The 26,636-nt window shown below is 49.9% G+C and carries 24 protein-coding genes; 9 read left to right on the top strand and 15 right to left on the bottom strand.

Going from position 1 to position 26,636, the window contains the following annotated elements; translation table 11 throughout:
* Positions 1-1,992 (bottom strand): sensor histidine kinase, encoded by a 1,992-nt coding sequence (locus tag VB741_RS05780; protein ID WP_323364201.1) that lies wholly within the window; start codon positions 1,990-1,992, stop codon positions 1-3.
* Positions 1,993-2,276: 284 nt separating this feature from the next.
* Between VB741_RS05780 and VB741_RS05775 the strand changes: the two genes are divergently transcribed.
* From VB741_RS05775 to VB741_RS05765, 3 genes are all read left to right on the top strand, one after another.
* Positions 2,277-3,011, top strand: coding sequence for a RibD family protein (locus VB741_RS05775; RefSeq protein WP_323364200.1), 735 nt, complete (start codon positions 2,277-2,279; stop codon positions 3,009-3,011).
* Between the two features lie 96 nt (positions 3,012-3,107).
* Complete coding sequence (locus VB741_RS05770; RefSeq protein WP_323364199.1) at positions 3,108-4,334, top strand: GNAT family N-acetyltransferase; 1,227 nt, start codon at positions 3,108-3,110, stop codon at positions 4,332-4,334.
* Positions 4,335-4,566: 232 nt separating this feature from the next.
* On the top strand, positions 4,567-4,974 hold the full coding sequence (locus VB741_RS05765) for a DUF4346 domain-containing protein (RefSeq protein WP_323364198.1): 408 nt from the start codon (positions 4,567-4,569) through the stop codon (positions 4,972-4,974).
* Positions 4,975-4,998: 24 nt separating this feature from the next.
* Here the strand turns inward: VB741_RS05765 and VB741_RS05760 are convergent, their stop codons facing one another.
* Positions 4,999-5,991: a glycosyltransferase family 2 protein gene (locus VB741_RS05760; protein WP_323364197.1), complete on the bottom strand. Its 993-nt coding sequence runs from the start codon at positions 5,989-5,991 to the stop codon at positions 4,999-5,001.
* Positions 5,992-6,093: 102 nt separating this feature from the next.
* Between VB741_RS05760 and VB741_RS05755 the strand changes: the two genes are divergently transcribed.
* Complete coding sequence (locus VB741_RS05755; protein WP_323364196.1) at positions 6,094-6,495, top strand: type I restriction enzyme HsdR N-terminal domain-containing protein; 402 nt, start codon at positions 6,094-6,096, stop codon at positions 6,493-6,495.
* A gap of 10 nt (positions 6,496-6,505) precedes the next feature.
* Here the strand turns inward: VB741_RS05755 and VB741_RS05750 are convergent, their stop codons facing one another.
* The 3 genes from VB741_RS05750 to VB741_RS05740 form a co-directional block, all read right to left on the bottom strand.
* Positions 6,506-7,234: an NYN domain-containing protein gene (locus VB741_RS05750; protein WP_442786297.1), complete on the bottom strand. Its 729-nt coding sequence runs from the start codon at positions 7,232-7,234 to the stop codon at positions 6,506-6,508.
* A gap of 121 nt (positions 7,235-7,355) precedes the next feature.
* Positions 7,356-7,625: a YciI family protein gene (locus VB741_RS05745; protein WP_323364194.1), complete on the bottom strand. Its 270-nt coding sequence runs from the start codon at positions 7,623-7,625 to the stop codon at positions 7,356-7,358.
* Between the two features lie 74 nt (positions 7,626-7,699).
* Positions 7,700-8,362: a cofactor assembly of complex C subunit B gene (locus tag VB741_RS05740; protein WP_323364193.1), complete on the bottom strand. Its 663-nt coding sequence runs from the start codon at positions 8,360-8,362 to the stop codon at positions 7,700-7,702.
* 155 nt (positions 8,363-8,517) lie between these two features.
* Here VB741_RS05740 and VB741_RS05735 point away from each other — a divergent pair, with 155 nt between their 5' ends.
* Positions 8,518-9,876 carry a D-alanyl-D-alanine carboxypeptidase gene (locus VB741_RS05735; RefSeq protein WP_323364192.1) on the top strand — a complete coding sequence of 453 codons (1,359 nt, stop codon included), beginning with the start codon at positions 8,518-8,520 and terminating at the stop codon, positions 9,874-9,876.
* On the opposite strand, the gene lptC is transcribed toward VB741_RS05735, so the two are convergent.
* On the bottom strand, positions 9,827-10,981 hold the full coding sequence (gene lptC / locus VB741_RS05730) for an LPS export ABC transporter periplasmic protein LptC (protein WP_323364191.1): 1,155 nt from the start codon (positions 10,979-10,981) through the stop codon (positions 9,827-9,829). The genes VB741_RS05735 and lptC overlap by 50 nt on opposite strands.
* A gap of 54 nt (positions 10,982-11,035) precedes the next feature.
* Complete coding sequence (locus VB741_RS05725; RefSeq protein ID WP_323364190.1) at positions 11,036-11,677, bottom strand: LabA-like NYN domain-containing protein; 642 nt, start codon at positions 11,675-11,677, stop codon at positions 11,036-11,038.
* A gap of 641 nt (positions 11,678-12,318) precedes the next feature.
* Between VB741_RS05725 and VB741_RS05720 the strand changes: the two genes are divergently transcribed.
* Both VB741_RS05720 and VB741_RS05715 read left to right on the top strand, forming a co-directional pair.
* Positions 12,319-12,963: a MotA/TolQ/ExbB proton channel family protein gene (locus tag VB741_RS05720; RefSeq protein WP_323364189.1), complete on the top strand. Its 645-nt coding sequence runs from the start codon at positions 12,319-12,321 to the stop codon at positions 12,961-12,963.
* Positions 12,964-13,167: 204 nt separating this feature from the next.
* Complete coding sequence (locus VB741_RS05715) at positions 13,168-14,010, top strand: N-acetylmuramoyl-L-alanine amidase (RefSeq protein ID WP_323364188.1); 843 nt, start codon at positions 13,168-13,170, stop codon at positions 14,008-14,010.
* A gap of 86 nt (positions 14,011-14,096) precedes the next feature.
* Here VB741_RS05715 and VB741_RS05710 read toward each other — a convergent pair whose 3' ends face one another.
* The 7 genes from VB741_RS05710 to VB741_RS05680 all read right to left on the bottom strand — a co-directional run bounded on the left by VB741_RS05710 (position 14,097) and on the right by VB741_RS05680 (position 22,400).
* The gene (locus VB741_RS05710; protein WP_323364187.1) at positions 14,097-15,065 is read right to left on the bottom strand and encodes a hypothetical protein; all 969 of its coding nucleotides are present in this window, start codon (positions 15,063-15,065) and stop codon (positions 14,097-14,099) included.
* A 43-nt stretch (positions 15,066-15,108) separates the two neighbouring features.
* Entirely contained in the window at positions 15,109-16,086 is a 978-nt protein-coding gene (locus VB741_RS05705; RefSeq protein ID WP_323364186.1) for an Npun_R2821/Npun_R2822 family protein, read from the bottom strand.
* Between the two features lie 12 nt (positions 16,087-16,098).
* Complete coding sequence (locus tag VB741_RS05700; RefSeq protein ID WP_323364185.1) at positions 16,099-17,097, bottom strand: Npun_R2821/Npun_R2822 family protein; 999 nt, start codon at positions 17,095-17,097, stop codon at positions 16,099-16,101.
* A 91-nt stretch (positions 17,098-17,188) separates the two neighbouring features.
* On the bottom strand, positions 17,189-19,243 hold the full coding sequence (locus VB741_RS05695) for an ABC transporter ATP-binding protein (protein ID WP_323364184.1): 2,055 nt from the start codon (positions 19,241-19,243) through the stop codon (positions 17,189-17,191).
* 170 nt (positions 19,244-19,413) lie between these two features.
* The gene (locus tag VB741_RS05690) at positions 19,414-20,715 is read right to left on the bottom strand and encodes a glycosyltransferase (RefSeq protein ID WP_323364183.1); all 1,302 of its coding nucleotides are present in this window, start codon (positions 20,713-20,715) and stop codon (positions 19,414-19,416) included.
* A gap of 313 nt (positions 20,716-21,028) precedes the next feature.
* Entirely contained in the window at positions 21,029-21,943 is a 915-nt protein-coding gene (gene ylqF, locus VB741_RS05685; protein WP_323364182.1) for a ribosome biogenesis GTPase YlqF, read from the bottom strand.
* A gap of 46 nt (positions 21,944-21,989) precedes the next feature.
* Positions 21,990-22,400 carry a universal stress protein gene (locus VB741_RS05680; protein ID WP_323364181.1) on the bottom strand — a complete coding sequence of 137 codons (411 nt, stop codon included), beginning with the start codon at positions 22,398-22,400 and terminating at the stop codon, positions 21,990-21,992.
* Positions 22,401-22,570: 170 nt separating this feature from the next.
* Here VB741_RS05680 and VB741_RS05675 point away from each other — a divergent pair, with 170 nt between their 5' ends.
* Positions 22,571-23,776, top strand: a complete 1,206-nt coding sequence (locus VB741_RS05675; RefSeq protein WP_323364180.1) for a phosphoglycerate kinase — start codon at positions 22,571-22,573, stop codon at positions 23,774-23,776.
* Positions 23,777-24,061: 285 nt separating this feature from the next.
* On the top strand, positions 24,062-24,754 hold the full coding sequence (locus VB741_RS05670; protein ID WP_323364179.1) for a hypothetical protein: 693 nt from the start codon (positions 24,062-24,064) through the stop codon (positions 24,752-24,754).
* A gap of 141 nt (positions 24,755-24,895) precedes the next feature.
* Here VB741_RS05670 and VB741_RS05665 read toward each other — a convergent pair whose 3' ends face one another.
* On the bottom strand, positions 24,896-26,635 hold the full coding sequence (locus tag VB741_RS05665; RefSeq protein WP_323364178.1) for an ATP-dependent nuclease: 1,740 nt from the start codon (positions 26,633-26,635) through the stop codon (positions 24,896-24,898).
* Position 26,636: the final 1 nt, after the last annotated feature.

Genomic DNA, 26,636 nt, shown 5'->3' with positions numbered 1-26,636 from the left:
TTACCCCACCAAAACCTGCTCAGTAGCCTCCGCAGCATCAACCGGGTCCGCCGCCACCTCACCGTGGTTAGCCAACAGCGGCATACTCAAGGTCACCGCCGTCCCCTGATCCACACCGGCACTGTAGAGGCCAATGCTGCCCCCCATCAGTTTCATAAAGTTCTTAGAAATGGCCAGCCCCAGTCCCGTTCCTTCATAGCTACGGGTGTGGCTACCATCCACCATGACAAAGGGATGGAAAAGTTTTTGTTGATCCTTCGGCGCAATCCCAATCCCCGTATCCTGAATCGTCACACTCACCCGAGGCGCTGGCACAGTATCCTCGCCTGAATCATCCTTAGCACCCACCTCAGAAACCACCGTGATCTTGGCCGTAATGCTGCCACTGTCAGTAAACTTGATCGCGTTATAAACAATATTCAGCAGCACCTGCTTTAACTTATCCCCATCCCCCTTCACCCAGATCGGCTCCGACTTATGGGGACGATGGAGCGTCAATCCCTTTTGCTGAATCTGCAGGGCCTGCATATCTAACACATCCCGCACAATCTCCCCTAAATCCAAGGTATCCAAATCAAGACTCACGGTGCCCGACTCTATCTTGGCAATGTCCAAAATATCATTGATGATCTTGAGCAAATGAATGGCCGCATTATCGGCCCGTTCCAAAAACTCCAGTTCTTCCTCACGATCGTCGCAGCAGCCATCACGCACCAGTCGAATGCAGCCAATAATGGCATTGAGCGGCGTGCGTAGCTCATGGGAGGTATTGGCCAAAAATTCATTCTTGAGCTGGTTAGCCATCTGGGCATTTTCCCAAGCCTCGCGTAGCTCTTGCGCCCCCCCCTCCAAACGCCGTAGCATCCGCTCTAGCACCTTACCCAAATAGTCCAACTCCCAAATACTACGATTCGGAGGAGCGGCCTTCACCTCAGAAGATAGATCCTGCACCTGTTGGGTGTAGCGAATCAACCGCTCCACAGGTAAGGACAGACTCCGAGCGACATAGAGCGCCAATAGCCCATTCGCCCCCAGCAGCCCCAGGGTTAGGAGAAATAAAATCATCCGAATTTCCCCCAACGCATGGAGTGCCTGATTCAGAGGCGTTACCGCTAGCACATTCCAGGTCTCCGTCACCCCGCTAGACAAGGGCAGTTCCGCGCCGCTGTAGCCCGCCAGCCACTCATCCCCATTCTCCAGCAAGCTAAAGAGGTGTAGGGTATCCGCGTTGCCCACCCGAATACTGCTGATAATGCTCACAAACCGATCCGCACCATGGAGATCATCCACCGACTTACCCACCAGTTCGGGGTTAGGGTGGGTGACCACAATCCCGTTAGGATCAATAATCACGGTTTTACCCACCAGGGAACGGGGATTAGTATCCTCCAGCTGGGTAAACCCAAGCTGGGCAGACAGGGTATAACGCAGCTGTCCTTCAGGGTTATAAATCGGCGCTGCCACCGTCAGGTCAATAATAGAAGGGTGCATTCCCTGGGCGTCATCCTCTAGGGCGTTCCCATCAACGCCATCCGCTGGTTGAGGACTATCCAGATCCACCAAATAAAAGTCCGCATTCCCCGTGGGCGACTGCTGCCACGGAAGCTGTAGCGGTGTGGGCAGCAAGGGTTGATTACAGGTTGTCGATATGACTGCACCAGTTTCAGCCTCGGTTAGCTCTAAACAACCCACCGTGTGGGAAGCCACCTTGGTGTAACGACTTAGGGCGACCGCCACATCATCCGCATCACCAGATTTTAAGGCCTGACTATCCGTTAATAACAGTAGTTCAGACTCCACGGCTCGCACACTGTCCTCTAAACCAGTTGCCTTGTTGATGGCGCTGCTGGCTAGATTTTGCCGCGCAGTTTCCAGCAAGCTAGACCGTGCCTTTCGCAGGGTAATGGCCTGGCCAAGCAGCAACACCGGCGTACTCAGCAGCAAGATACGCAGCATCAATAACCGGCGGAATGAAAGAGGACGCTTAGCCATAAACCGCTAACAACTTAAAGTTAAAGAACCGTCACTGATTTCAACAGGAAACACAGGGTTAAACCATGGAACCAAAATCTCAGCTTTCACTATGTTCATACATACAACCACAGTGTTATTACTGATACCGGTATTAACACCCATCTAGTTTATCGACTGGTCTTACCCATCTACCGGCTACATTGGCAAAAGTTGAAATAGCACTTACATAGATGAAGCCTTATCAAAGGTAACTTAATTGCTTGTGAGCGAATATTCTCAGCGTCTCTCCCTTAGTTAAGAACATGTCAGCCCCAGCTTTACGGTCTAGGTCGGCAGCCGGATATCGTCCCCATGTCACTGCTATTTTAGCCATGAGTGCCGATGGCAAAATTAGCGATACCCATGGCACGGCAGCAAGGTTTCCATCGGCCAACGATCAGCGTCATCTAGAACAACGCTTAGCAACTGCAGACGCGACCCTGTTTGGGGCAGGCACCCTGCGGGCCTACGGCACCACCGCTCTGGTTAAAGATCCTGCCCTATTAGCAACCCGTTGCCAGCGTCAGCAACCGCCCCAGCCCACCCACATTGTCTGCTCCCGCTCAGGGGGTATAGTACCCAACGCACATTTTTTTAGGCAGCCGGTGCCGCGCTGGTTACTCACCACCCAGGCTGGGGCTGAACATTGGCGGGAACAGCCGGGCTTTGATCGGGTTTGGATCGCTCCTATTAAAACCGCTGGGGAATACCATTGGCCACAAATTTTACAGGAACTCCATACCCTGGGCATGGGCCATGTACTTGTGATGGGTGGCGGGCAACTCGTGGCTGGGCTGATGGCCGCTGACGTGATCGATGAACTATGGCTCACCATTTGTCCCCTAATCATCGGCGGCGCGACATCCCCCACCCCCTGCGACGGGGAAGGGTTTTCCCTGGACCAGGCTCCCAGATTCACCCTGAAGTCAAGCCAAACCATGGGGGATGAAATTTTTTTAAATTACCAACGGCAGGGATCAGGCCCATCAGTTCAGTAGCGTCCCTGGTCCCCTCTACCAACCCTACCCCTATCCCCCATGCTTCAGACTAAACGCGCTACATTACCGTAGTGAACTAAGCCGCTCTGCTAAGCAATGGGTATAACCATCACTCCACCCCAGTCTCTGACCGACTATACGCTGCGTTGGGTCAACTGCATGGCAGACCTACCCCGAACCGCTTGGGACCAGATGGCCCAACCGCTAGAGACGCCATTTCTGGAGTGGTTCTGGCTGAATTCCATGGAAACCTCTGGCAGTACCGTGGCCCAATCGGGTTGGCTGCCCAATCATTTGACCGTGTGGTGTCAGGACACCCTGGTGGCAGCCGCTCCCCTATATCTCAAGGGTCACAGTCGCGGTGAGTTTGTGTTTGACCACCAGTGGGCTGATTTGGCGGAGCAGTTGGGCATTGATTATTATCCGAAGCTGTTGGGGATGTCGCCGTTTACCCCCGCTGAAGGCTATCGTTTTTTGATCGCGGCCGGGGAAGATGAGGCGACGCTGACCCAGGTAATGGTGGCGGCGATCGATCAGTTTTGTCGGCAGAACCAGATTTCAGGCTGTCATTTTCTCTATGCGGACCCCACCTGGCGCAGCAATCTGGAATCCCTCGGCTTTCAAAAATGGCTACACCATAGCTACATTTGGAAAAATGAAGGCTACACCACCTTTGATGACTATTTGGCTCGGTTTAATGCCAATCAGCGGCGTAACATCAAGCGCGAGCGTAATTCTGTTACTAAGGCCGGACTACATTTTGAGGTGCACACCGGGGATGGCCTGTCGGACACTCTGTGTAATTTGGTTTACGACTTTTACAGTGATACCTGTGACAAGTTTGGCTGGTGGGGGAGTAAGTATTTAACTCGTCGATTTTTTCAGCAGCTGTATCCGGAGTATTGCGATCGCACAGTCGTATTCGCCGCCTACACTGAGAACAGCAACGACCCCATCGGCATGTCCTTTTGCCTCACCAAGGGCGAACGCCTCTATGGACGCTACTGGGGGGCCATAGAAGAATACAATCACCTCCACTTCAACGCTTGTTACTACGAACCCATCGACTGGGGTATTAGTAACGGCATTCAGCTATTTGACCCCGGTGCCGGTGGCCGCCACAAAAAACGACGCGGCTTTCCTGCTGCCCCCAACTACAGTCTGCATCGGTTCTACCACCCCACCCTGACCCAGGTACTCGATAACTACATCGACCGCATCAACAGCGCCGAACAGCAAGAAATCGAAGCCATTAACGCAGACTTACCCCTCAAGCCCTTGCTCCAAAAGGAAAGTCCAGAGCAAGCCCCAGCAGACCCGTAAGCCCCTGATAAACCTATAGCCGTTGTCGATCCTCGGGATGATTTCATCTGTCAGATACCGACGTATAGCGTTTCTGACACACCGGTTTATCCCCTCAATCAGCAACGGCAAATTCCATAATCCCCACGATAGAATAGACCCCTACCCAAAAACTCGGCCCCCATAGCTCAGGTACTCGCTGAAAGCCACATGCATCGGCTACGGCGGCGCAACCCGTAACGACCCCATCACCATGACCATCAGCCACAATAGTCCCCCGTCTGCGACTGACCTCCAAACATTGGACGACAAACTATCGAAACGGTTTATTGCCCTAGACCCAGACGGCTATTTTTTAATCTATCTAGATACAGAGCAGGGTCTGATCTGCGCCAAACACTTCACCAATGTCATTAACGATAAAGGTCTAGCCTGTGATCCAGACACCGGTAAACCCCTAATTGCCAAGAAAAACAACCAGCCCCGCCAAGAAACTCACATCTACCAAGGCCGTACCGCCAAAGAACTCTGTATAAAAATCTTTGAAGACAAAGATAACCCTTGTCCCATAAGCTATCTAGACCATGCCGCCTACCTTGGCCGAGAGTTTGTCAGGGCAGAACTGGCCTTAATTAACGGTGAACCGTATGTGCAAGATTAAAGCGTTCAAGATTAAAGGACAAGATTAAGGCACTTTTCCACCTACCACTTCCCGTACCCGATAGATGGGACGTTGCTGGGACTCATGGTAAGTACGCATCATTAACTCAGCCAACAGTCCCACACTCAACAGCTGAATCCCTGAAATAAACAGCACCACCGCCAGCAATAGGAGGGGACGGTCCCCGATTTCAGCCTGCAAGATAAATTTGACAAACGCCAGGTAGAGACTCAGCCCCAGGCCTGTCACCACCGAAAGTGCCCCAAATGGGCCAAACACATGCATGGGCCGGGTCAAAAACGTCTTCATGAAGTAGATGGTCATCAGATCTAGGGCCACTCGAAACGTCCGGCCCAAACCATACTTGCTTTGGCCAAACTGACGAGCATGATGACGCACCGGCACTTCACTAATGCGAGCCCCCTCTATGTAGGCCAAGGCTGGCAAAAAGCGATGCAGCTCACCATAGAGGTTCATATCCTTCACCACATCAGCACTGTATGCCTTGAGGGAACAGCCATAGTCATGGAGTCTTACCCCCGTTACTCCGGCAATCAGCCAATTAGCAATTTTTGACGGCAGCAGTCGTGTCACCGCATTATCCTGACGGTTTTTGCGCCAGCCACTCACCAGGTCATACCCCTCATTCAGCTTCTGGTAAACCGTGGCAATATCCGCTGGCTCATTTTGCAAATCACCGTCTAGGGTTACAATCACCCGCCCCCTGGCATAGTTGAACCCGGCCGCCATGGCCGGTGTCTGCCCATAGTTGCGCCGCAGCAAAATCACCCGCAGGTCATGGCGCTCCTTAGCTAAGGTTTTGAGTAACTCCGCCGACCCATCGGTGGAACCATCATCGACGCAAATCAGCTCATAGGGCACATCCATCAGCTGCGCCACCCCAGTAATTTTATCCACCAGCAACGGAATACTTTCGTACTCGTTATAAACCGGCACGACCACCGATAGCTCGCAGCGGCTAATAACTGGGGCAATTAGACTGGGGGAAGTCACCATGATGGGTTCTTAACTAAATATGGGGGCCATTATAAATAAACACTAACATTCCCCATCCTCAACTAACCGCTGAACCAGCTGTGGCCAATCCTTCTCTCTATCGTGGCTCCGTTATTAGAGCGATTGGGGTTTCAGGACGCCCCTTTGCTCGTTCATTCGGAAGTCCCTGTACAGGTAAAAGTCACGGAACGTGATGAAATTTATCGAGGTCGGATGGATGTCTTAGTTGTTTGCAATTTAATGGGGGTGCTTACAGTTGAAGCAAAACGCTCCAAATTCGCTGTAGATATGGTCCTTCCCCAATGTCTAGCCTACATGACTGCTGGTGAGACACAACCAGCTTTTGGCATGGTCACCAACGGTAGTGATTTCATGTTTTGCAAACTAGAAAATTCGCTCTACGACCTCTCAAAACCATTTTCTCTATGGTCGCGTTACAAACGACTTCATGAAGTTCCAACAATCTTAACAACTTTAAAGAAAGAGTTTACTCAAACAACTTAGTTGAGAAGATCTATTTCTTCTTTTTAGTCTTTACATAAACACCTTTATCTTTTCTACGCATCTCGAATAAGTCAATCGCCTCAAACATGCTGCTCAACTTGGCATAACCATAGTTACGAGATTCAAAAGATGCTTGATTAGCTATATGTGCTCCTATAACAGATAATCGAGACCACCCATCGTCTTCTCGAGTACTGGAAACAGCCCCTCTTAACAGATTCATCAGTTTCGTATCTTGTTTAAGCTCCTGAGGTGTTTTTCTCTCATTAGTAGACATCTTTGATGCCTCTATATCAGCTAATTGATCAATGGTTTCAAGATATAAGAATATCGAACAAGCTGAAACAAACGGTGCAGGTGTTTTCTTTTCTCCAAAACCATAGACCTTAAGGCCACTTGTGAGAATTCTCATGACTAGTGGCGTAAAATCACAGTCACTAGATACCAATGCAAATGCATCTAATTTCTGTGTGTATAACAAATCCATGGCATCAATAATCAGGGCAGCATCAGTTGCATTTTTACCCTTGGTATAGTCAAACTGTTGAATAGGCTGGATCGCGTAGTCATGCAGACAACTCTCCCACCCTCGAAGGTTAGAGTTTTTCCAATTGCCATAGGCCCTACGGATATTAGCCACGCCATATTTAGCAACCTCTGCCAAGATGGCATCAATTTTTGGAGAAGGTGCATTATCTGCATCAATTAGTAACGCAATTTTTGACTCCGATTGCATCATATTCATCCAGGGTATACAGCCTACTTACAGATCTGTATACCCATTTGGCATGCTCACTCCTCCGGATAAATTGGAAAATACTTAGGTTGTCAGCCTTCCCTTCGGTAGTTCTCAATCTAAACTAAAACACCTGATTCCACTCGTATACTTCGTATTCGGTCCAAATACCATTGAGCCAATAGGGATCATTCTCCACTAGCTGTCGGACTATGGCTTCAGACTCAGCTTCGTAAGTACCAAAAACTTTGCTGTTATCCGTAGTCGGCCCCAGAGAAGTCAGTAGACCTTTTTCTTTTTGCTCCTGGAGTCCTGCCAGGTGATCGGCTCGGTAGGGCGTACGCTTTTCCAACGCGTTCTCGCAATAGCTGCCCCACATCACAAACTTGGCCATGGCTTGTTGCTCCTGTCACGGGTCTAAATAAGTAGCACAATTGTCAGAATACAAAATCTTTGGCTACCTGTGGTTTATATTGTCACCTGGGATGTGACAACAGCATCTAAACTCGCCCCCAGCTTATCGGCAATCCCCTCCACCCAAGCTTCATCTTGCTTGGTATAGCTGCGGGGGGCATTGGCCCCTAAAATCAACACGCCATTATTCCCCATGGGTTGGCAAATAATGCCCTGGGTGTTTTCGGGTAAATAGTTAAATTCAACTTTGCCAGGGTAAAGCTTCAGACTCACTAAATAGACTGGCTTTTTTTGGGTCAGCACTCGCTCTAAAATTGGCCCTATCTCCACCTCTTTAGCAGGCCCTAGCACCCCCCGCCGCATCAGCACCTGACCATCGGCATAGGCCACCAGGGACCGGGTAACCGTATTGGTCAGTAATAGGTGTGAGGCCCAGGCTAGTTCGGTTGCTACGGCATCCGACAGATCGTCGGCCAGCACAAAGCCCTCTTCCCCCTCTAGGATGACAGCCTCGGGCAAAACCGGCTGAATCTGCTGCCAGAGTAAGGTGGTCAAAATCAAAATTGCGCTGAGAAATACGCCTACCACATCGGCCCGCGCCTGGGAGTCGGTCACCATTGGTGTCAGCAACCGATTGACCATGAGCAATGTGCCTCCCACCATGCCTACGATCAATGGCAATCGCCGTAACCATTGATTCTCGTCCGCCTTAGCCATAGCCACTATTCCTAGTCAATATTTCTACGCCCAATTACCTATTACCCAGTTGACCATGGGCATAGCCTTCCTTCCTAGTGTATCTTTAGCCAGTGAAACCGCTGATACTCAGCCACCTTAACTCCCCCCATACCCACCTACACTACTCATCTACTGTGAACTGGCTTTTACCTCTAGCCTTTATTTCTGCTCTGATTGGTCCTCGCCCCTGGCAGCCTCTTACCAGTGTTAACCTTGCTACCATCGATATCCGTCCCACCTGGGATTCTCCCTGGCTGCAGCAGCGCCTAGCGGCGGATCCGGCGGCTGAAAAAATTCTCAATGATTATGTGGCTGGCCTGGCCGGATTGGGCTTTTCTGCCAGTCAACAAAGTGTGGCGGTGAATGTGGGGCGCTATCCGGCGGCTCACCATCAGGAGTCTCGCCGCTTACCGGCAGCCTCCCTCACCAAGATAGCCACCACCCTGGCTGTCCTGGAAACCTATGGTGTGGAGCATCAGTTTGAGACGTTTGTGGGCTGGCAAGGCACCATCGCCAATGGCACCCTCCAGGGCGATCTGATTATTAAAGGGGCCTATGATCCCCTGTTTGTGTGGGAAGAGGGAATCACTCTGGGCAATTCATTGCAGCAGTTGGGGATTCAACGGGTGACGGGCAGCCTGATTGTGATCGATCGGTTTGTGATGAATTTCAATACGGACCCATTGGTGTCGGGGGAACTACTCAAACAGTCAATGAACTCTGCCACCTGGGGGGGGGCGGTGGAGACACAATACGCCACCCTGCCAACCGGTACGCCCAAACCGACACTGCAGATTCAAGGACCGGTGCAGGTCGTCTCTGCCGCCCCCACCATCGAGCAGGCATCGGGCTGGCTGATTCGTCATAAGTCTTTGCCTCTGGCGGTCATTCTCAAGGCTATGAATATCTACAGCAATAATGTGATGGCGGAGATGCTCTCTACCCTGGCAGGCGGTCCGGCCAATGTGGTGAAAATTGCTGAACAGATTGGGGTGACACCTGGGGAAATCAGCCTAGTGAATGGGTCTGGTTTAGGGGAAGACAATCAGCTTTCTGCTCAGGCCGTCATTATCTTGATGCAGGGCATTCAAGACCGACTCCAGACCAAGAATCTCAATTTTGCGGACCTGTTCCCAGTGTCAGGCACGGATGTAGGCACCCTGATCGACCGCAATATTCCGGTTAATGCGACGGTTAAAACCGGGAGCTTGGCGGTGGTTAGTGCCTTGGCCGGAGCCTTTCCGACGGAGAAAAAGGGTATCGTTTGGTTTGCCATCGTTAATTATGGTAACGGCTTAGAGACGTTGCGATCGCGCCAAGATCGCCTCCTAACTGCCCTCGAACAACAATGGGGAAAAGCCAATCAGCTCCCAAACCAAATCAAAGCCACCCTCCAGTTCAATCAAGACCCTTACCGCCTGGGGGACACCAAACGCAACGAAATTATTCAAGCCCCTGGGGCACAATCTCAGTCACTACATCCTGCCCCGTAACCACCACCGTCTGCCGCTCTAGGTTACCCACAGCCCGATCGCCATTGACCGTGGCAACCGGGTCTTGCTGTTGGTAAGCAACATTGCCACGACCCTCCACATCCTGGGTTTGGATATTCCAAGTCATCTCATCCGCCGTCAGCAGGGATTGCTTGGCTTGGCCTAAAGCCCGCACATTGCCCTTGAGGTCCACAATCTGGGTATTCAAATTGAGCCGTCCCTGATTGGCATTGGCGGTGAGTTTACGCTTAGGGTACTGAATTTGCAAAGGTTTATCAATCACCACGGTGCCTTCTTTCACATTCCACACCGCCAGGTCACTGTTGGTTTGCAGAGGAATTTTCAGCGCATTGAGCTGAACCTGCTGCTGCACTGTGGCCTGCTGTTTGACCAAATCAAACTTCCCCTGCTTCCCGACTAACCGCTCCGTTACCGTCCGATCGGTTTTAGAAACATACCGCTCCATCAGCAACGGCACGTCCGTCTCCAGCTTTTCTTCGTCTAGCTGCCACACGAGTTTTTCTGACTTAAAGCTGATCCAAGGCTCTTGCTTAGTCATGGCCACCACCCCCTTGAACAGCTCCAGGCGTTTGGTTTTGTTAAACAGCCTTGCTTCCTGAGCCTTGGCCTGAAGCTGGGGGTTATTGCCCGTAATGCTATCTCGCACCAGCAGCAGATCTTCCTCGGGGGTCCATTCTAGGCTATTTCCCTTAATGGTCAGCTGGTTGTCTGGATTCGTAGCCACAATATTGCCCTGCAAAAATATGGCCTTGCCATCCTCACGAATCTCACCTTGATCGGCCTTGACCCGATAGATCACTTTGCCATCCTGAAACAGCTCACCCTCGGGAGACTTAAGATTGGCCAAACGCCGATCTGGGCTATAGGAAGCCTCCTCAGCCTTAACACGCCAAAGCAGCCCCCCATTTTCGTCAGGCTGCTCTAGGGTGACATCTTTCAGGGTTAACAGTGCCTCAGTCTGAGCGGTACTCGCTTGATTCTGAAGACTTTCTAGGGTGTCACTTGATGACTGACATGTTCGTACAGCTACGACTATTACAGCAACCAACGCCGCAACCAACGTAAACCGATACCACTTATTCATACCGTGTCACTTGTGCTAGCACATATCTGGTTGGCCAGATTATCCTAGCGGATTCTAAGGCTGATCACTGGTGACTTCGACTTCTTCCTCTTCCATCGTACTCAAACCAGTCAACGGACGATAGGTATATCCATTACCGTGGCTGCGGGGTGTCTTTTTAATATCGTCCTTGACCGTATCTAGATCAATGTAGCGATCAGACACGTTGATTAAGCTATCGCTGGTCATGGAGCGTAGACTGACCACCTCTATCCTGACACCACGGTAGCTCGCAGCATCCACAGCATAGGCCAAGTCGCCATCACCGCTGACCAAAATAGCCGTGTCATAGCAGCCCACTAGGGCCATCATATCCACCGCAATTTCCACATCGAGGTTTGCTTTTTTAGAGCCGTCGGGCAACTGCACCAAGTCTTTGGCAATTACACGGTAACCGTTACGCCGCATCCACAGCAGAAACCCCTGCTGCTTTTCATTGGTGCGGTCCACACCGGTGTAGAAAAAGGCGCGAAATAATCTAGAACCCGCAGTCAGCCGACATAGCAGCTTGGTGTAATCAATTTCAATGCCAAGCTGAAGGGCGGCATAAAACAGATTCGAACCATCAATAAAAATCGCAACTCTACCGCGATTTTCCAGGACTTCTTCCGGCGTAAATCCAGGGTCGTGACTGAGGGTATTGCGGTGGTTCAACATAGTGTAATCCTGTCCAATTTATTATGATTTACATCCCTAACCAGGGTAAGCAAGGGTAAGCATCGACCTTTAATGACTCCTCAGTACTCGCGGGTGATTGAGGGATATTTTGTCAAGAGTTTGCAGAGGGGCGCTAGTGATAAAAACCTGCAAAATTTTGGGTGGTTACGCGCAATTTTAGACGGTTCTTAGTCACGGGTTAAACTGACTGAGTCAATAAATCAATGCCCTTAAATTAGACGCTTGCCCTCATCATACATGAGGCATTTAGAGATGAAGGCAATATCGCCGTAACTTAACTTCTTCTCAAGAAAGTAGAAAACAATTGTGATTATTTATTGACGCATTGAGCCAAGTAAACCTGAGGTGAAATTACGACTTTTTTGACAACTATCTAAAGCCATTGATGAATAAGTTTACAAGGTTTAAAAATGCTATATAAAAACACATGTCTTGAAACGCCGACAAAGCCGGATTGCCCCACCGGGTATATTAAAAATCCGGTAAAAAATCCGGCGTTGCTAATCTTCAGTATGATTTAATCTAAAAAATCCTGGCCAGGTGATCTTTGAATAACCAAGCGATTTATCCTCATAAATCAGCCATAAAAAACCGCTAAACATGCCAATTGGAGAGCTTAAGTGGGGATTTCAACAGTATTCAAATCTGGTGGCGTAGTTGTTTGGCCATTGCTGGCCGCCTCAATTTTGGTGGTGACCTTAATTTTGGAGCGCAGCTGGTTTTGGTGGCAGGTTTCTCAGCACCAAGAACGGATAATTAATACGTTTCTGGTGGACTACGGGAAGCAACCCAAGGTGGCGATTGAAACACTGAGAAAGCAGCAGTCTTTACCCATAGGACGAATTTTTTTGGCCGCCCTAGCCTTAGAGCAAGCTACCCCAGATGAATTTAAATTGGCCCTAGAGAGTGCAGCTCAGGCGGAGATTCCAGTGCTCAAGCGGTTTGGGACAGTTTTCGAAACGGTAGTAGGATTAGCGCCACTCCTGGGGCTGTTGGGTACAATCTTGGGCTTAATTAGTGCATTGTCGTATGTGCAAATTGGGGATGTGGGCACGGCCCGCGCCTCAGGGGTGACAGCGGGGATTGGGGAAGCGCTGGTGTCCACCGCCCTCGGGTTAGTGGTGGCCATGGTGACCTTGGTATTTGCCAATGTATTCCAGGGGCTTTATCATCGGCAGCGGGCTGCGATCGCAGATTACGGTGGCCGTCTCGAAATCGCCTATCGCCGGTACTATCGGCAGTTTGTTAACCGCCAAGGCCGGTAGCCCCATCACCAAGGGACAGAAATCAGAAAAATGTGAACTATGCGCAATAAATTTAGAGATTTTGCCTATTTAGCTACTTTAATAATCGGATCGAAACGAATATTCTAGGAAAACGTAATAATACTCACTAAGCTTTTAGCTGATATCGGTGCTTTACTGGGTCGTTCACCACGCCCACATCTAGGTTCTTTGAACAAACTGTCCATGGGCGATTCTCGTTGGTCCAAAATCAGACTATATGTAGGCGCGTTTTGCCTAGCAATGCTGGCCACCATTGTTTTAGCCACCACATACAAGACGGTTTTTGAACCCCAGATAGTGGCCACCACCGCCGTAGGTGCTGCCGCAATAGCCACCGACGGCGACTCTGCAACAGCAACCACCAACGCCGCAGAGCTGCCGCCGGCAGAGTCGCCGCCGGTAGTAGAAAATGGATTTATCTACGCCGCCGACCAAAGTACTCCCGCCTTCAGACCACCTGAGCGAGTGGCCTTGGCCGATCCCTCAAACTATGGGGAACGCTTCACCGTCGATGCCAACGGTAACCCCCTGAACCAGGATTACATCGCCGTGCTCCATGAGACCGTATGGAGCGCCGACAGTGCTATTAATACATTTCAAAGGCACAATCCTCAAGATGAGGACCAATCCAGCTACCACACCATCATTGACCGGGATGGCACCGTCATCTACATCGTGCCCCCCGAGAAACGAGCCTTTGGAGCAGGCAACTCGGTGTTTGATGGCCCCAATGGTCCAGAAACTGCCCTAACCAACCCTAATTTTCCGCCATCGGTAAATAACTTCGCCTATCACATTTCCTTGGTCACCCCCTCCGACGGCCAAAACAATGCGCCCAACCACAGTGGCTATACAGATACCCAATACCAGTCCCTGGCTTGGCTCATAGCCCAAACCACCATCCCGGAAGAGCGCATTGTCACCCATGCCGCCGTTGATCGCTCCGAGACTCGACAGGACCCCCGTAGTTTTAACTGGCCCCATTTTCTAGAATATTTAAACCAGTACCCCAGCCGTCAAGCTTAGGGTGGGCCGTCCACTGGGCATGACCCTGTAATCACCATCGAAAATCACAGAGTGAGCCGCCCACCGGGACATACCCCATATCGCCGTCATACCTCAGCTGCATCGGCTCCTACCTTTTCCAACCATAGCTCCAGATTGAGGTCGTAATATCCTTCCTGGCCAGGGGGATACTCCCCCTGCTCAACGGCGCTGATAATTTTAGGTAGGACCGCAATATATTCTTGCCCTCGGGCAACAGGGTGCAGGGTCCAGGCATCTGGACTAGCCAGGGTCCCTCGCCAACCATCAGTGCGTTCTAGCTGGAGAGAAATCATCACCTCCCAGGAGTCCAGTTTGCCTCGACCGGTCCAATAGTTAAGCCAGGTCAACATCCGGGCGGGCAACTGCTGTAGCCATTCATTTTTATAATCCATCCACAGCAATGGAATAGGCAAAAAGGCTTCGAAGCTCTGTTTTTTGATCAAGTAAGCTCGACTGCCAAAAAACTTGAACCGATAGAAGCCATCGTCCTGTTCATAGGGCACCCGCTGATGCAAACTACCATCGGGGAGAGGGGGGCCCGACAAAGGCCGAATAAACAGCACCTCAGGCCGCTGTTCCATCAGCTCCATACCCTCAGAAATCCAGCTGTGGCCAGCTTTCTGGTATTGCAGCATGTCGCTGTCAAAATGCACCACATAGTCCCCCACCGTTTCTTCCAAGGAAAAAATAGTGCCCAAAATGGGGTACCCCTTCCAATTGTGGGTGGGTTGGGGAATGGAACCAAAGTGCTTTTTGTACATCCGCCGTCGACAGGCATCGTTATAGTCCATGTCCACCAAGCGATCCACTACCCCCATGGCCATCAGCTGGGCGCAGTTTTCCCGCAGTTGCTCCAGGGTACCAATGCCCGGTCGGCCCACCTTATCTCCGGTGAGGGGAGCCGTATCGAGAAACAATACCCGTTCCACAAAGGGATAGTGGCTGGTGCGCACTAGATGGGGAATGGTCTCCATCATGAAGGGAATGTCGGTGCGGGCCACCATGATGGATAGGGAACAGCTACGAGAAGTCATGGGGGAAGGAAAGGTGAGGATGGGTGATGGGGTGAAAGGGGCTTTATCGCTTCAGCCGCTGACTGAAACGGCCTAAGATCTGTTTCAGCCGCTGACTGAAACGGCCTAAGGTCTGTTTCAGCTGCTGCAGCGGCGAACGCTGGGATGTGGCCCCTGGCTTCTCCCCAGGCAGACGGGCATCGGGCTGATCTAGATACCGGTAATATTCCCAAAGCGCTCGATAGGGTCCCCCCGGCCCCATGGGGGTACCGGCCCAGTGGAGATAACGCAGCCGAGTATCGCCGTCGTAAAGGGCCTGATCGCGGGTGACAAAATGCTTCATCCCTCCCCAGCTGCCAGGTTCGTTGGGTTCTACCTGAGCAATGTTGAGCCGGTTTTCGATGCTGTTGAGCACCAGATAGTTCATGATGGGCTGGTCGGTGGTACCGCCGGAGAAGTCAAAGTAGTCACGATTTTGGGCGCATTCCCCCAAGCGGGCGTACATTTGCTCCAGGGTAATGGTGCCTTTTTTGGACCCCCACAGACCACTGTTAAATACAGAGTTGACCACATCGGCGGGGAAAATGCCCCGTTCAACGACGCTGGAGGCAAAAACATCCCGCAGCTTGCGCCCTTTGAAATGGTAGTCACAGCAGATAAAGTCTGCCCGGTCGAGATAGGCCAGGGTATGGGAGACCGGTTCAAAAAAAAGAATGTCGGTATCGATATAGAGAAACTCATCCAGGGGCCCAAACCAGGCGGCTAGCTTGCGCATTTTGTTGGGCAGGGCCAGAAAATCGCGGGGAAAAATCTCACTAATTTTCTGGGTAAATGAGTCTAGAAATCCTAGATCTGGATACAGCTGCACCTGGTAAAGCTGATTCAGCGTTTGGTACAGCGTTTGGTAGTCGTCATTAAACGGAATCATGTACACCGGCACGCCCGGGTCGTGGTGCCGCAGACTGGCGAGGAGTGCGATCGCATTTTCCCCCACCTTCCTATTGGCCACGATATAAACGCCTCTGGTCCGTTGGCTCGTCATGATCGGTCCCCCTCAGGCCAGTCCAATTTTTTTCAGCAGCCGCGTCTTTAGGGACGGAGGCTGGTTGTAATCCTGAGCTTTGCCCTGAAACTCTGGCATCGGCTCATGCAGATAGCGGTAGTGTAAAAAGGTTTGGCGGTAGGGAAAGTCAAGGTTTTCCCCATTACAGACGCGGCGGAACACCCGAGACGACAGCCCAATAAAATGGAGATAGCTGAGCAGGTTGCCCTGGTCGTAGACAAAACCGTCTTTTTCCTCGAAGTGCTTCGAGGAGATGGCATTGCCCGTAGCCTTGCCCTGGGGCCGCCATTCTAAGGCCATATTGTGAACGCTATGGTGGTTAATCTGCACCATATAATTCAGCAGGGACTGGTTGGGTGCCCCCATGTAGAGAACGTCTGCATTGCCCTGGGCCAGGGTCTCCACCACATGGTCTAGCTCTGCTGCCGAAAACAGGCCTCGCCTAGAGGCATAGCAGCCCGAACAAAAAATATCGCGCTGCAGCCGTTCCTCAGAAAAGACCGTCGTCAGTTTGTCGGAGCTGACATTAAATATGTGGCTGAGGTCTTTGAACTGGAAGTCGTAGACGACGACATCTGCCTGGGTGAGGCGCTCAAACATAAAATCTAGGGGCTGCATGACCAGGGTGTCAGCATCTAGATAGATAAATTCTTCAAAGGGAGCGGCCTGGTCAAAGGACACATAGCGGTGGTTTTCCCCCACTCGATAGAACTGGGTTTTGACTCCGGATGCTTTCCACTGTTGGATGGCGGTGGGGTGGGTCTGCCAGACTCGCAGGGAAAAGTCTTCCCAAAACTTAAAGAGGGTTGGGTCATTTAGCAACGATACCTGGTCTCGTTTGGCCACCTCCGCTGCCACCTTCTCAATGTCGTCGTTGTAGGCAATCACACAGACGGGAGTATGGCCTGAGTTTTGCTGAATACTATTGAGCAGGGCGACGAGCTGGTCATAGACCACGTCATTAGCCAGGGTGTATATGCCACGCGTCATGGGAAAAAATCAAATGGTTGGTTGGGAGGAAGCTACGTTAGGGCTACAGGGGCGACCACCGGCAAACGGGGATGGCAAGAGCGAGCGGGGGCTATGTTTTCGGGGGGGGGGTGCCAATGGCTTCTAGATTTTCGACCACCCGGAGCAGATCGACGGCAATATTTTGGGCATCGGCCATGAACTCTGCCTGTTCAAAGGGGTCATCGACATCCTCTTGGATCAGAGTCAGCAGTCCAATCATGGAATTAAGTTGCGATCGCAGCTCATATGAAGACTTACCGATGGCACTGCGATAAACGGGCAAAACATCTGCCACCAGGCTGCTACCGTTTATACCATTATTATTTTCGTGCAGACTCTTGGTCAACTGCATCGCATGGAGTTTGGCATAGGCTCCCCTTTTTTCCAGCAGTTCCTCGTGACTACCCACCTCAGCCACCCGGCCCCGCTCTAAAACCGCAATTTGATCCGCCTCATAAATGGTGGATAGGCGATGGGCAATGACCAAGGTGGTGCGATCGCGACTAAGCTTATCAATGGCATTTTGCACCAGCCGCTCCGAAACCGTATCCAGGGCACTGGTAGCCTCATCCAAAATCAAAATATCAGGGTCCTGTAGCAGTGCCCTGGCAATGGCCAACCGCTGCCGCTGTCCTCCCGAAAGCAACACCCCCCGATCTCCAATCAGGGTGTCAAAGCCCTGGGGTAAGTTTTCAATAAACTCATGGGCATTGGCCTGCTTAGTCGCCAATATCAGCTCATCTTCCGTAGCCCCAGGGCGACCGTATAACAAGTTTTCCCGCACCGACGCATTAAACAGAAAGGTTTCCTGGCTGACAATACCCAAATTCGACCGGTAGCTAGAGATGTCTATGGTTTTTAGATCCACCCCATCCAGTTCGATGGTGCCGCTGGTGGGATCGTAAAACCGGGGTAATAAATCCGCCAGGGTGGACTTTCCCGCCCCTGAGGACCCCACCAGCGCCAGGGTTTGCCCTTTGGGCAAGAACAGATCAATCCCCTGCAACACCTCTTGATCATGACCGGGGTAGCTAAACCGAATCTGATTAAATCGAATACCGTCCTGTAGGGGACGATAAGGTTGAACCCCCAGGGGCATAAACGGTTTATCATCCCGGCGCAGCAGCGCCTGAACGATCTCTACACTGGCAAAGTTATTGGCCAAGGTACTCCGTTGGCTGTTAAGTTGTCCCAAAAAGGGCAGCATCCTAAATAGAATAATTAAATAGGTCAGCAGCGAAGACGAAAACAAATCCAGCTGGTTACTAAAGGCCACCCGCCCTAGCAACGCAATCAACATCAGCGCCAAAATGTTGATGATTTCATTAAACGGACCAACCGCCGCAAAAATCAGCTGGGAGTCATACTCAGCGCTTTCCCGATCCAAAATTATTTGATCAACGTAGCGATATTCACGATCTTCATTGGCCGTCGCCTTAACCAAACGAATCCCCGATAGGATTTCAAACACTCGGGAGGAATAGTCCTTAGAAATTGCCGACAGACGCTTACCCAAAACCTTAGAGCGCCTGATCATAAACTGGTTGAGCAGGGTGACGCCGCCCAGGGTGACGGCGGAAATTATCGTCAGCTGCCAAGAGGTCAAAACCAACAAAATAAAGAACACCAGGATGGTGATGATCACCACCATCAGGCGGACTAAGGTTCTAATGGCAATGGTGGTGCGATTGATTTCAACGTTTAACTGGTTGATCAAATCGCCAATCTTAGTCCGGGCAAAATAATCCAAATCCACATCCAACAGCAACCGCAGCCCCTGCCGCCGCAGGGACACGGCCAGTTTCCGGTTCAGGGTACCTGCCGTCAATGCACTAGCATAGCCCGAGAGGCTTTTAAGGATAATGATCAACACCACCGAACCGGCCATGACCGGCAGGCGCGCCCCCTCTGGCAAACCATCAAATATACTGATGGCCTTCTGCAAAATAGGCGGCAGGGAGGTGACATATTCTGCTGATTGCCCCAACAGCTCCAGCAAAATCGGTAAGATCAGCAGGGTACTCACACCGCTAAACAATGCCCCGGAAAAACCCAGTACTACAGTAAAAAATAAAAGAACCGGATACTTTAGAAGCGGCTGAATTAATAAACGGATTGAAAACATAAATAAATGGTCAGGCGACGCTAAATAGATGCAATTTAAGGGCAATTAGGATGGGAAGGTTACTGATCCTCGGGATGCATTAGTCTGAGAAGTTTCGGAAATGGATATTACCCACATCGGTTTATCCCATTTAGCAACAACTATTATGTAGATGTTGTTTACATCAAAGGCTAGCGGCCGTTCTCCATACGGCTGAAATTTCGTTTATAGCCTAACTGATTCCGAAGTTGTCCCTTGAGACATTGCTGAATCAGAGGTCCTAATATTGATGCCATCGTATCAATACTGTAGTACTGGATACAGCGTTCCCGAGCCCGTCGCCCTTGGTTAGATGCTTGGTCCAAATTATTCAAAATAGTTTGCAGCATATCGGCCAATTGTTGGGGTGATTCAGAGTCGACCAAGTAGCCTGTATCTCCTAAAATATCCGGAATATCACCAACGGTAGTTGCTAAAATTGGCTTTGCCATCGCCATACCATCCGTTAACTTAAGAGGAAATTGGGCCTGGGCTGCAGCATGGTCCTGCTGAGGTACGACGATGACATGTGCTGCTGCCACAACCTCAGGCATCGTATCGTAGGGACACTTTGGTAGCTGCACAAGCCATCGCCCCCAGCGTTTAGCCAGAATTTGGTCGTAGTCATCGTAGGGACTACCCCCAACAATAACCAGTCGTAGGTCTGGCTGATTCAAAATATCGAGAGCTGCTAGTAAATCTTCAATTCCCTTATAGGGACGGGGTGCCCCTGGAAACATCAGCACTCGATAGTCTGATAAGCCGTATTTGGCACGACTGGCCTCGGGGTCGTAGCGTTCAGGCGTAAATAAATCGGTATCTTTGCCATTGGGAATATAGACACCCCCAAAACGATTTTGCAGAAACTGTGTGTGCAGGGTAACCGCATCGGCTTTGGATACCAGATTCTCAATCCAGCGTAGATAAACAGGATGGTCTGGCATGCGCAGTTCGCCATCAGCTTTAAGCAGTCCCCTCGCCACATTTTGTGGGGTCCAGCGATAGCGACCGTGGTCGCCACCATGCCAGCTGAGCTCCCAGTCATCGATATCTAAAATAACGGGGCGATGACAGCGCAGACGATGTAGAAGCGCCAGCCCAAAGCTGCTGGGTTTGGGCTTATAAGCGTAGACTATATCACCGCTGATCGCCTGCAAAAGACTACGCGCTGCTCCAAAAAACTGCGGGTAGTTCCCCCCAGGAATCGCTTTAATGGCAAACTTTGATGGAAAGCCATCCTCGGTTTTACTATCGGTAAAGCCTAGTATCTCTACGTCATGTCCTAGCCTTACAGCCGTCTCAGCTAGCAAAAAAGGTCGTACAGCTCCCTGCCAACGACCTGCACCAGACTTAGACAAATCGCTGGCAATGATTGAAATCTTGATTTTTTTGGCTTTACTTTCGGATTTTGAGGTGTCCACTGGACCATTGCTAAACATAAAAGGCAAAGTCATGACTGTGGGATCATGTTGGAATGATTTAGCCATAACTGATAACCACTAAGTTAAGTAGCCCTAGCCTACCCGAGACACCCTAAGTCAACGTAAAAGTTATGAGATAACTAGGATGTACTCCAGAATCCTTGAGTGGAGTCAGTGACGTGGAAGTACGTTCCACTCATGAGCGATCACGGAGATTTCAATGCTGTTGCTATTAATCAAGATTTCCCGTTTAATCCGAATAATATCTCAGGAGACCCACCCCGTCCGTATTAAAGAAGTAATCTTCGCTGAAGATTTACATCATTTACCTGACCCTAGGGAAAACCTATGTCAGGAGTTCCATTGGGGCCGATGGGACTGCATCGATGGGATGCTCAGGGGGTCGCTCTAATACTAAATTGCCCAGATGGCCTTTGCGAAAGTCATTGAGTAGCTGGTGGGCCGCTCGCTCTAGATCATCGCCATGACGCTGGGCCAGCAATGTTAGGTAGGTTTCGCCGGTATAGGGTGCGCCAGCATCCGAGGCTAAGGGGGTATCGTAACGGGTTGCGATCGCATTCCCATAATCCCCATCATGGCCATCCAAGTCCTTAATTAAATCCACAAACGCCGCCGCCACCCGCTGCGTGTCATAGCCAGCATTGCCAATATCATCACAAATCGCCAGCTTCAGCGCCGCCGCCTGATCATTCAGCTTCAGCGGAATAATCCCCGGCGCATCCAGCATTTCAATCTCCTCGGAAATCCGCACCCACCGCAGTTGGCGCGTCACCCCCGCCCGGCGTTCGCTGACCACCACCTTTCGCTTCAGCAATCGATTGATCAACGCCGACTTACCCACATTCGGAAACCCAATCACCACCGCCCGCACCGGTCGCGGCATCATCCCCCGGCTTTCCCGCCGGTCATTCATCGCCTTACCCGCATCCTGGGCCGCCCGCAGCAGGTTTTGCACCCCCTTACCCTGCTTAGCATTCGTAAAGTAAACCGTCTGCCCCTGGGCCTTAAACCAATTCTGCCAAGCCTGCCGGGCCTCGGTGGAAATCATATCCACCCGATTCAGCACCAGCACCTTCGCCTTATCCCCAATCCAACTATCCACATCAGGATGATTCGTAGCCAGGGGAATGCGCGCATCCCTAATTTCCATCACCACATCCACCCGATTTAGCTGCTCTTTCAAAGAGCGCTCCGCCTTGGCAATATGGCCGGGATACCACTGAATAGATGGCGAAGACATGGCGAAGAGAGATGAGGTAGCGATCCATTCTAACGGTCAGCCACCCCTACGGCACCACCATCACCGGACAGGGCGATAAATTAATCACTCGACTACTCACACTCTCCGATTGACCTTCAGGGGTAAGACCAATACCACGACAGCCCATCACAATCAGATCCGCCGACATCTCATCCGCCACATCACAAATCACAAACGCCGGATTTCCTTCTCGCTCAAGCGTCTCCGTCTCAATACCCTGCTCCGTGAATACCATCTTAGCTTTGGCTAAAAGCTGAGCCACCGCTTCCGGCGATGTCTGCTCCGGGTGAGCATCCGCATTTGAGCTACCCGGCGCTTCAACCACCGACAGTAAAATCAAATGACTTTTATGATATTTCACTAACTCCGCCGCCTTAAAAGCCGCCTGCTGGGCCTCTGGGCTAGCATCTATCGGAAAGAGAACAGTCTTAAACATACGATTAGCAAAACCTTAGACTTCGATCAGAAATCAGAGCCGCAATAGGCGATAATACCTAGTGAGTAAAGAAAATGTATTAACGCTTTACAACTAGGGTAATCAAGCTTGTCCTAGCTTTGAAGTAGAGCGTACGTAACGTAACAAAACTGCATTAGGAGGATAGTTCTGTGGCTAAGAAATCCGTCACCGATTTGTCAGCGGCTGACTTGTCAGGCAAACGTGTACTCATGCGAGTCGATTTTAATGTGCCCCTCGATGACCAGGGCGCCATTACTGATGACACTCGGATCCGGGCAGCTCTGCCTACCATCCAAGCACTGACCAGCAAAGGTGCCAAGGTAATCTTGTGTAGCCACTTTGGTCGTCCCGATGGCAAGGTAGTTGACAGCATGCGTCTCACCCCCGTCGCCGTCCGCCTGTCTGAGCTCCTGGGCCAAGACGTGATCAAGTGCGACGACTGCATTGGTGATTCCGTCACCGCAGCCCTAGCTGACATGGCCGATGGTCAAGTTGCTCTCCTAGAGAATGTACGTTTCTACGATGGCGAAACCGACAACGATCCTGAGTTTGCGAAGAATCTAGCCTCTGTCGCTGACCTATACGTTAACGATGCCTTTGGTACCGCCCACCGTGCTCATGCCTCGACTGCAGGTGTTACTGAGTACCTCAGTCCCTCCGTTAGCGGTCTACTGATCGAGAAAGAACTCCAGTATCTCCAGAATGCTGTGGATAACCCCCAGCGTCCATTTGCCGCCATTGTCGGTGGTTCCAAAGTTTCCTCCAAGATTGGCGTCATCGAAACCCTGCTCGACAAGGTGGACAAACTGTTCATCGGCGGCGGCATGATCTTCACCTTCTATAAGGCTCGCGGCCTCAGCGTCGGTAAGTCTCTCGTAGAAGAAGACAAGCTAGAACTAGCCAAAGCCCTTGAAGCCAAAGCCAAGGAGAAAGGCGTTGAGCTGTTACTGCCCACTGATGTCGTGGTTGCCGACAACTTTTCCCCCGACGCCAACGCTCAAACCGTTAGTATTGATGCAATCCCCGAAGGCTGGATGGGTCTAGACATCGGTCCCGACTCCATCAAGGTCTTCCAAGCTGCTTTGGCCGACTGCAAGGGCGTCATTTGGAATGGCCCCATGGGCGTATTCGAATTCGACAAATTTGCTGCGGGTACCGAAGCGATTGCCCACACATTGGCTGACATAACCGCCACCGGTTGCATGTCCATCATCGGTGGTGGTGACTCCGTTGCCGCTGTTGAGAAAGTGGGCGTTGCTGAGAAGATGAGCCACATTTCCACCGGTGGTGGTGCCAGTCTTGAGTTACTAGAAGGCAAGACTCTTCCTGGCATTGCTGCTCTAGATGACAAGTAAGTCTCATTCAAAATCTTTCTCCATCAAAGGAGCAAGACTTTGAAATAAGAAAGTCCTTGCCTACGGGTAGGGACTTTTTTTTCAGAACTCTGCCAGCGATACATTACCCACCCACATGGCCTGTTCTCCCAAGCCAGCACTTCTCCCTCACACACCGGCTATCCAAAGTCTGGAATTCAAGCCATAGTGCAGTATTAACTTTCTTAAAGCAGTACGTTCAATTGCATAAGCTTTGGGAAGTCAGAACGAGTAATAGATGTGCTTACACCATAGGACATCTATCCCATGTACTCAGACGGTCGTTACCACCAAACGCTAGGTTATCTAAACATTCAATTTGGCAATCTAGATCAAGCCTGTCTTGATTATCTAAATGCGGTTGAAGCCTTTAAACATGAAGACGATCAGATAACTGCCTTCCAGCTGACTGAGCGTCTGAATGAACTTAATTATGAACTAGAGTCTCGCCCAACCGATGAAACCCAGGCATCTCCGTCTGTCTCCTTAAAAGTTGAAATCCTACGTCTCTGCCGATTAGGTCTGCATCACAGTCGTCGGTATCAATACCAAGTCGCCATCAATCTGCTAGAACGTGGTCTACAGCTGAGCGATACTCTGGTGGATATTGAGCCACCCCAGGGACAATATTGCGCTGCAATTGTCCTGGGTATGATGGGAAAAATCTACCATACCCAACGATATTATCTCTTTGCTTTGGCCTCGTTTAAGGCTGCCCTGGAAGCCTATAAGTCTTTAGAAAAACCCGATAAGCTAACACAAAGACGGATCGCCACCTTGCTATGTGAAATTGCCAATATCGCTGAAGTCACCAATCATCCAGCTGTGGCCATTGAATATTACCTGGATGCGCTGTGGTACTTGAATGCCAGTGGACAACAACCTCAGGCAAAACAGGTCATAAAGCAGTTAAATAAGCTTTGCGATATGCTCCAACCGACCGCACTAAGGACTAACTGAGCATCTATGGCTTTGGTCGTCTAGGGATCTGTTTAAAGATGAAGACCAATGCGTTACGGCCATAGCCTTTTCTTGCATGGCCCTTGGGCTGTAAAAATCCTACATAAGCTCTTAAGGCACTGGTTCCATGCAGTGGGATAGCTAAAGTTTGGTAGAAGGAGACGATCGAATTTCCTGGATACATTTCACAAGACTAGATTTGAGTTCACTATCTTGCTTTAAAAATCCAGACAATAAGAATTGAAATACAGCATTAGGGTCAACCCCTGGAATCATATCGGAAAGTAAACTTATTTTGTGCTTGTAGTTTTCCTCTTCTAATATATTTGAAGGTAACTCTTTCTTTAAAATCTCTGTAGCTACAATATCATTCCACACCAGCTCTTCAGGTGTACAGGCAGGTAGAAAATATACGAACTTTCGGAAAAATCGAATATAACGTGTCATATCATCTACATCTTCAAAATTCAGATTAGGCCCCTTAGAATTATTACCCTTTGTAAGATCATCAATCAGAGCCTTAACCTCCATTTCACCTTGGGGTAAAAGCCCATCTTTTGGGATAGATTCTTCAGGAGAATGATCACCATCAAAAACTACAAAGATATTATTTCTTTTAGAGTTAGCAAAAGCTTTTATATCTCTGTAAATTTTTGCAGTACCACCTGGTTGAACTACTACACTAAATTCTTTAGAAGCTTGATCAGACTGAATTTTCAAAATTTCTGAAACAATCAACCTTGCCCTCGCATCCTCAACTAAAATAGTCTTTCCTGCAGGAAATGATCCCATATCATGAAATGCTTCTTGAGCTGAAAGGTTTGCCTCGACTGACACATTGCCTTCAGATCCAAGATAAAGGAGCTGAATAGCCTCTCTAGGAAGTAGTTCTGTAAAGTGTGTAGAGTGTGTCGCAATAACAATCTGAAGGGACTTTCGAACAGCTTGATGAGCGAGAAACTCTAGCATTCGTTGCTGAGCACCAGGATGTAGGGAAGTCTCAGGTTCATCTAACAGTATTAAAGAATTATCAGGAGCTTCTAAAATATTATGAACCAATAATGTAGATGCTGACTCGCCACTACCAGCAAAGGCATCTGAATAATCATTTAGATGCTCAGTTTCAAATAAAATTGTCCAGCCCTCGTGCCCGTGAAATAGTTTATGTTTTAGAACTTTTCCACCAGTATAATCACGTTCAAGAATATATCTTAAAACTTCCAGTTCATTGGGAGTTAAGGATTTTCCTCTTTCACTAATTTCTTTTTTGAGAGAACTTGAACGAGATCTAAGATAATCTTGCTTACTATATTTATTTCGTATATGAGGATCTAAATTTTTCTTCCGATCACGATCACGTGCGTCCAAATGTTGAGGATCAGGAAAATAAAAATATTTGTCAAATGCAGGAAGTTCACCCCGAAAATCTAAATGAACAACATTAAGTTGAACAGGGCTAATACGAACACCACTATCTTTAAATCCATAAAGTTGAGTATGTCTTACTGGTTCCCAGTAATCTGGATTCCCTCTCCTTGGCGCACGAGCTTTAATACATTCCACTAAATCTCCATTTTCGTCCAAATATCTATGGACAATACTTTGCTTTAAACCATTTCTTGTTTCTGGAATCAAATCAAGTTTCGTTTCAAACCAAAAATCTCCAATACTCTTTCCTCTCACACTGCCATACAAAGCATGTAGTATAGAGCTTTTATTTGTCCCATTACGACCCAGTAAAACCGTTATAGGAAATTTAAACACTAATTCAGCATTAGGTTCAAGATTCCTATAATTTGGAAAACGAAGACTATGAATATGGATTTTCGTATGCTCAAGTGCTCTGAAACTTCTACTTAAAGAATCTAGAGGGGAATTCATT

This window comes from Leptothoe sp. PORK10 BA2 (assembly GCF_034932105.1).
GTDB lineage: Bacteria > Cyanobacteriota > Cyanobacteriia > Phormidesmidales > Phormidesmidaceae > Leptothoe.
The sequence above is the reverse complement of the archived record's forward strand: the minus strand, read 5'-3'. Positions and strand labels throughout refer to the sequence as shown.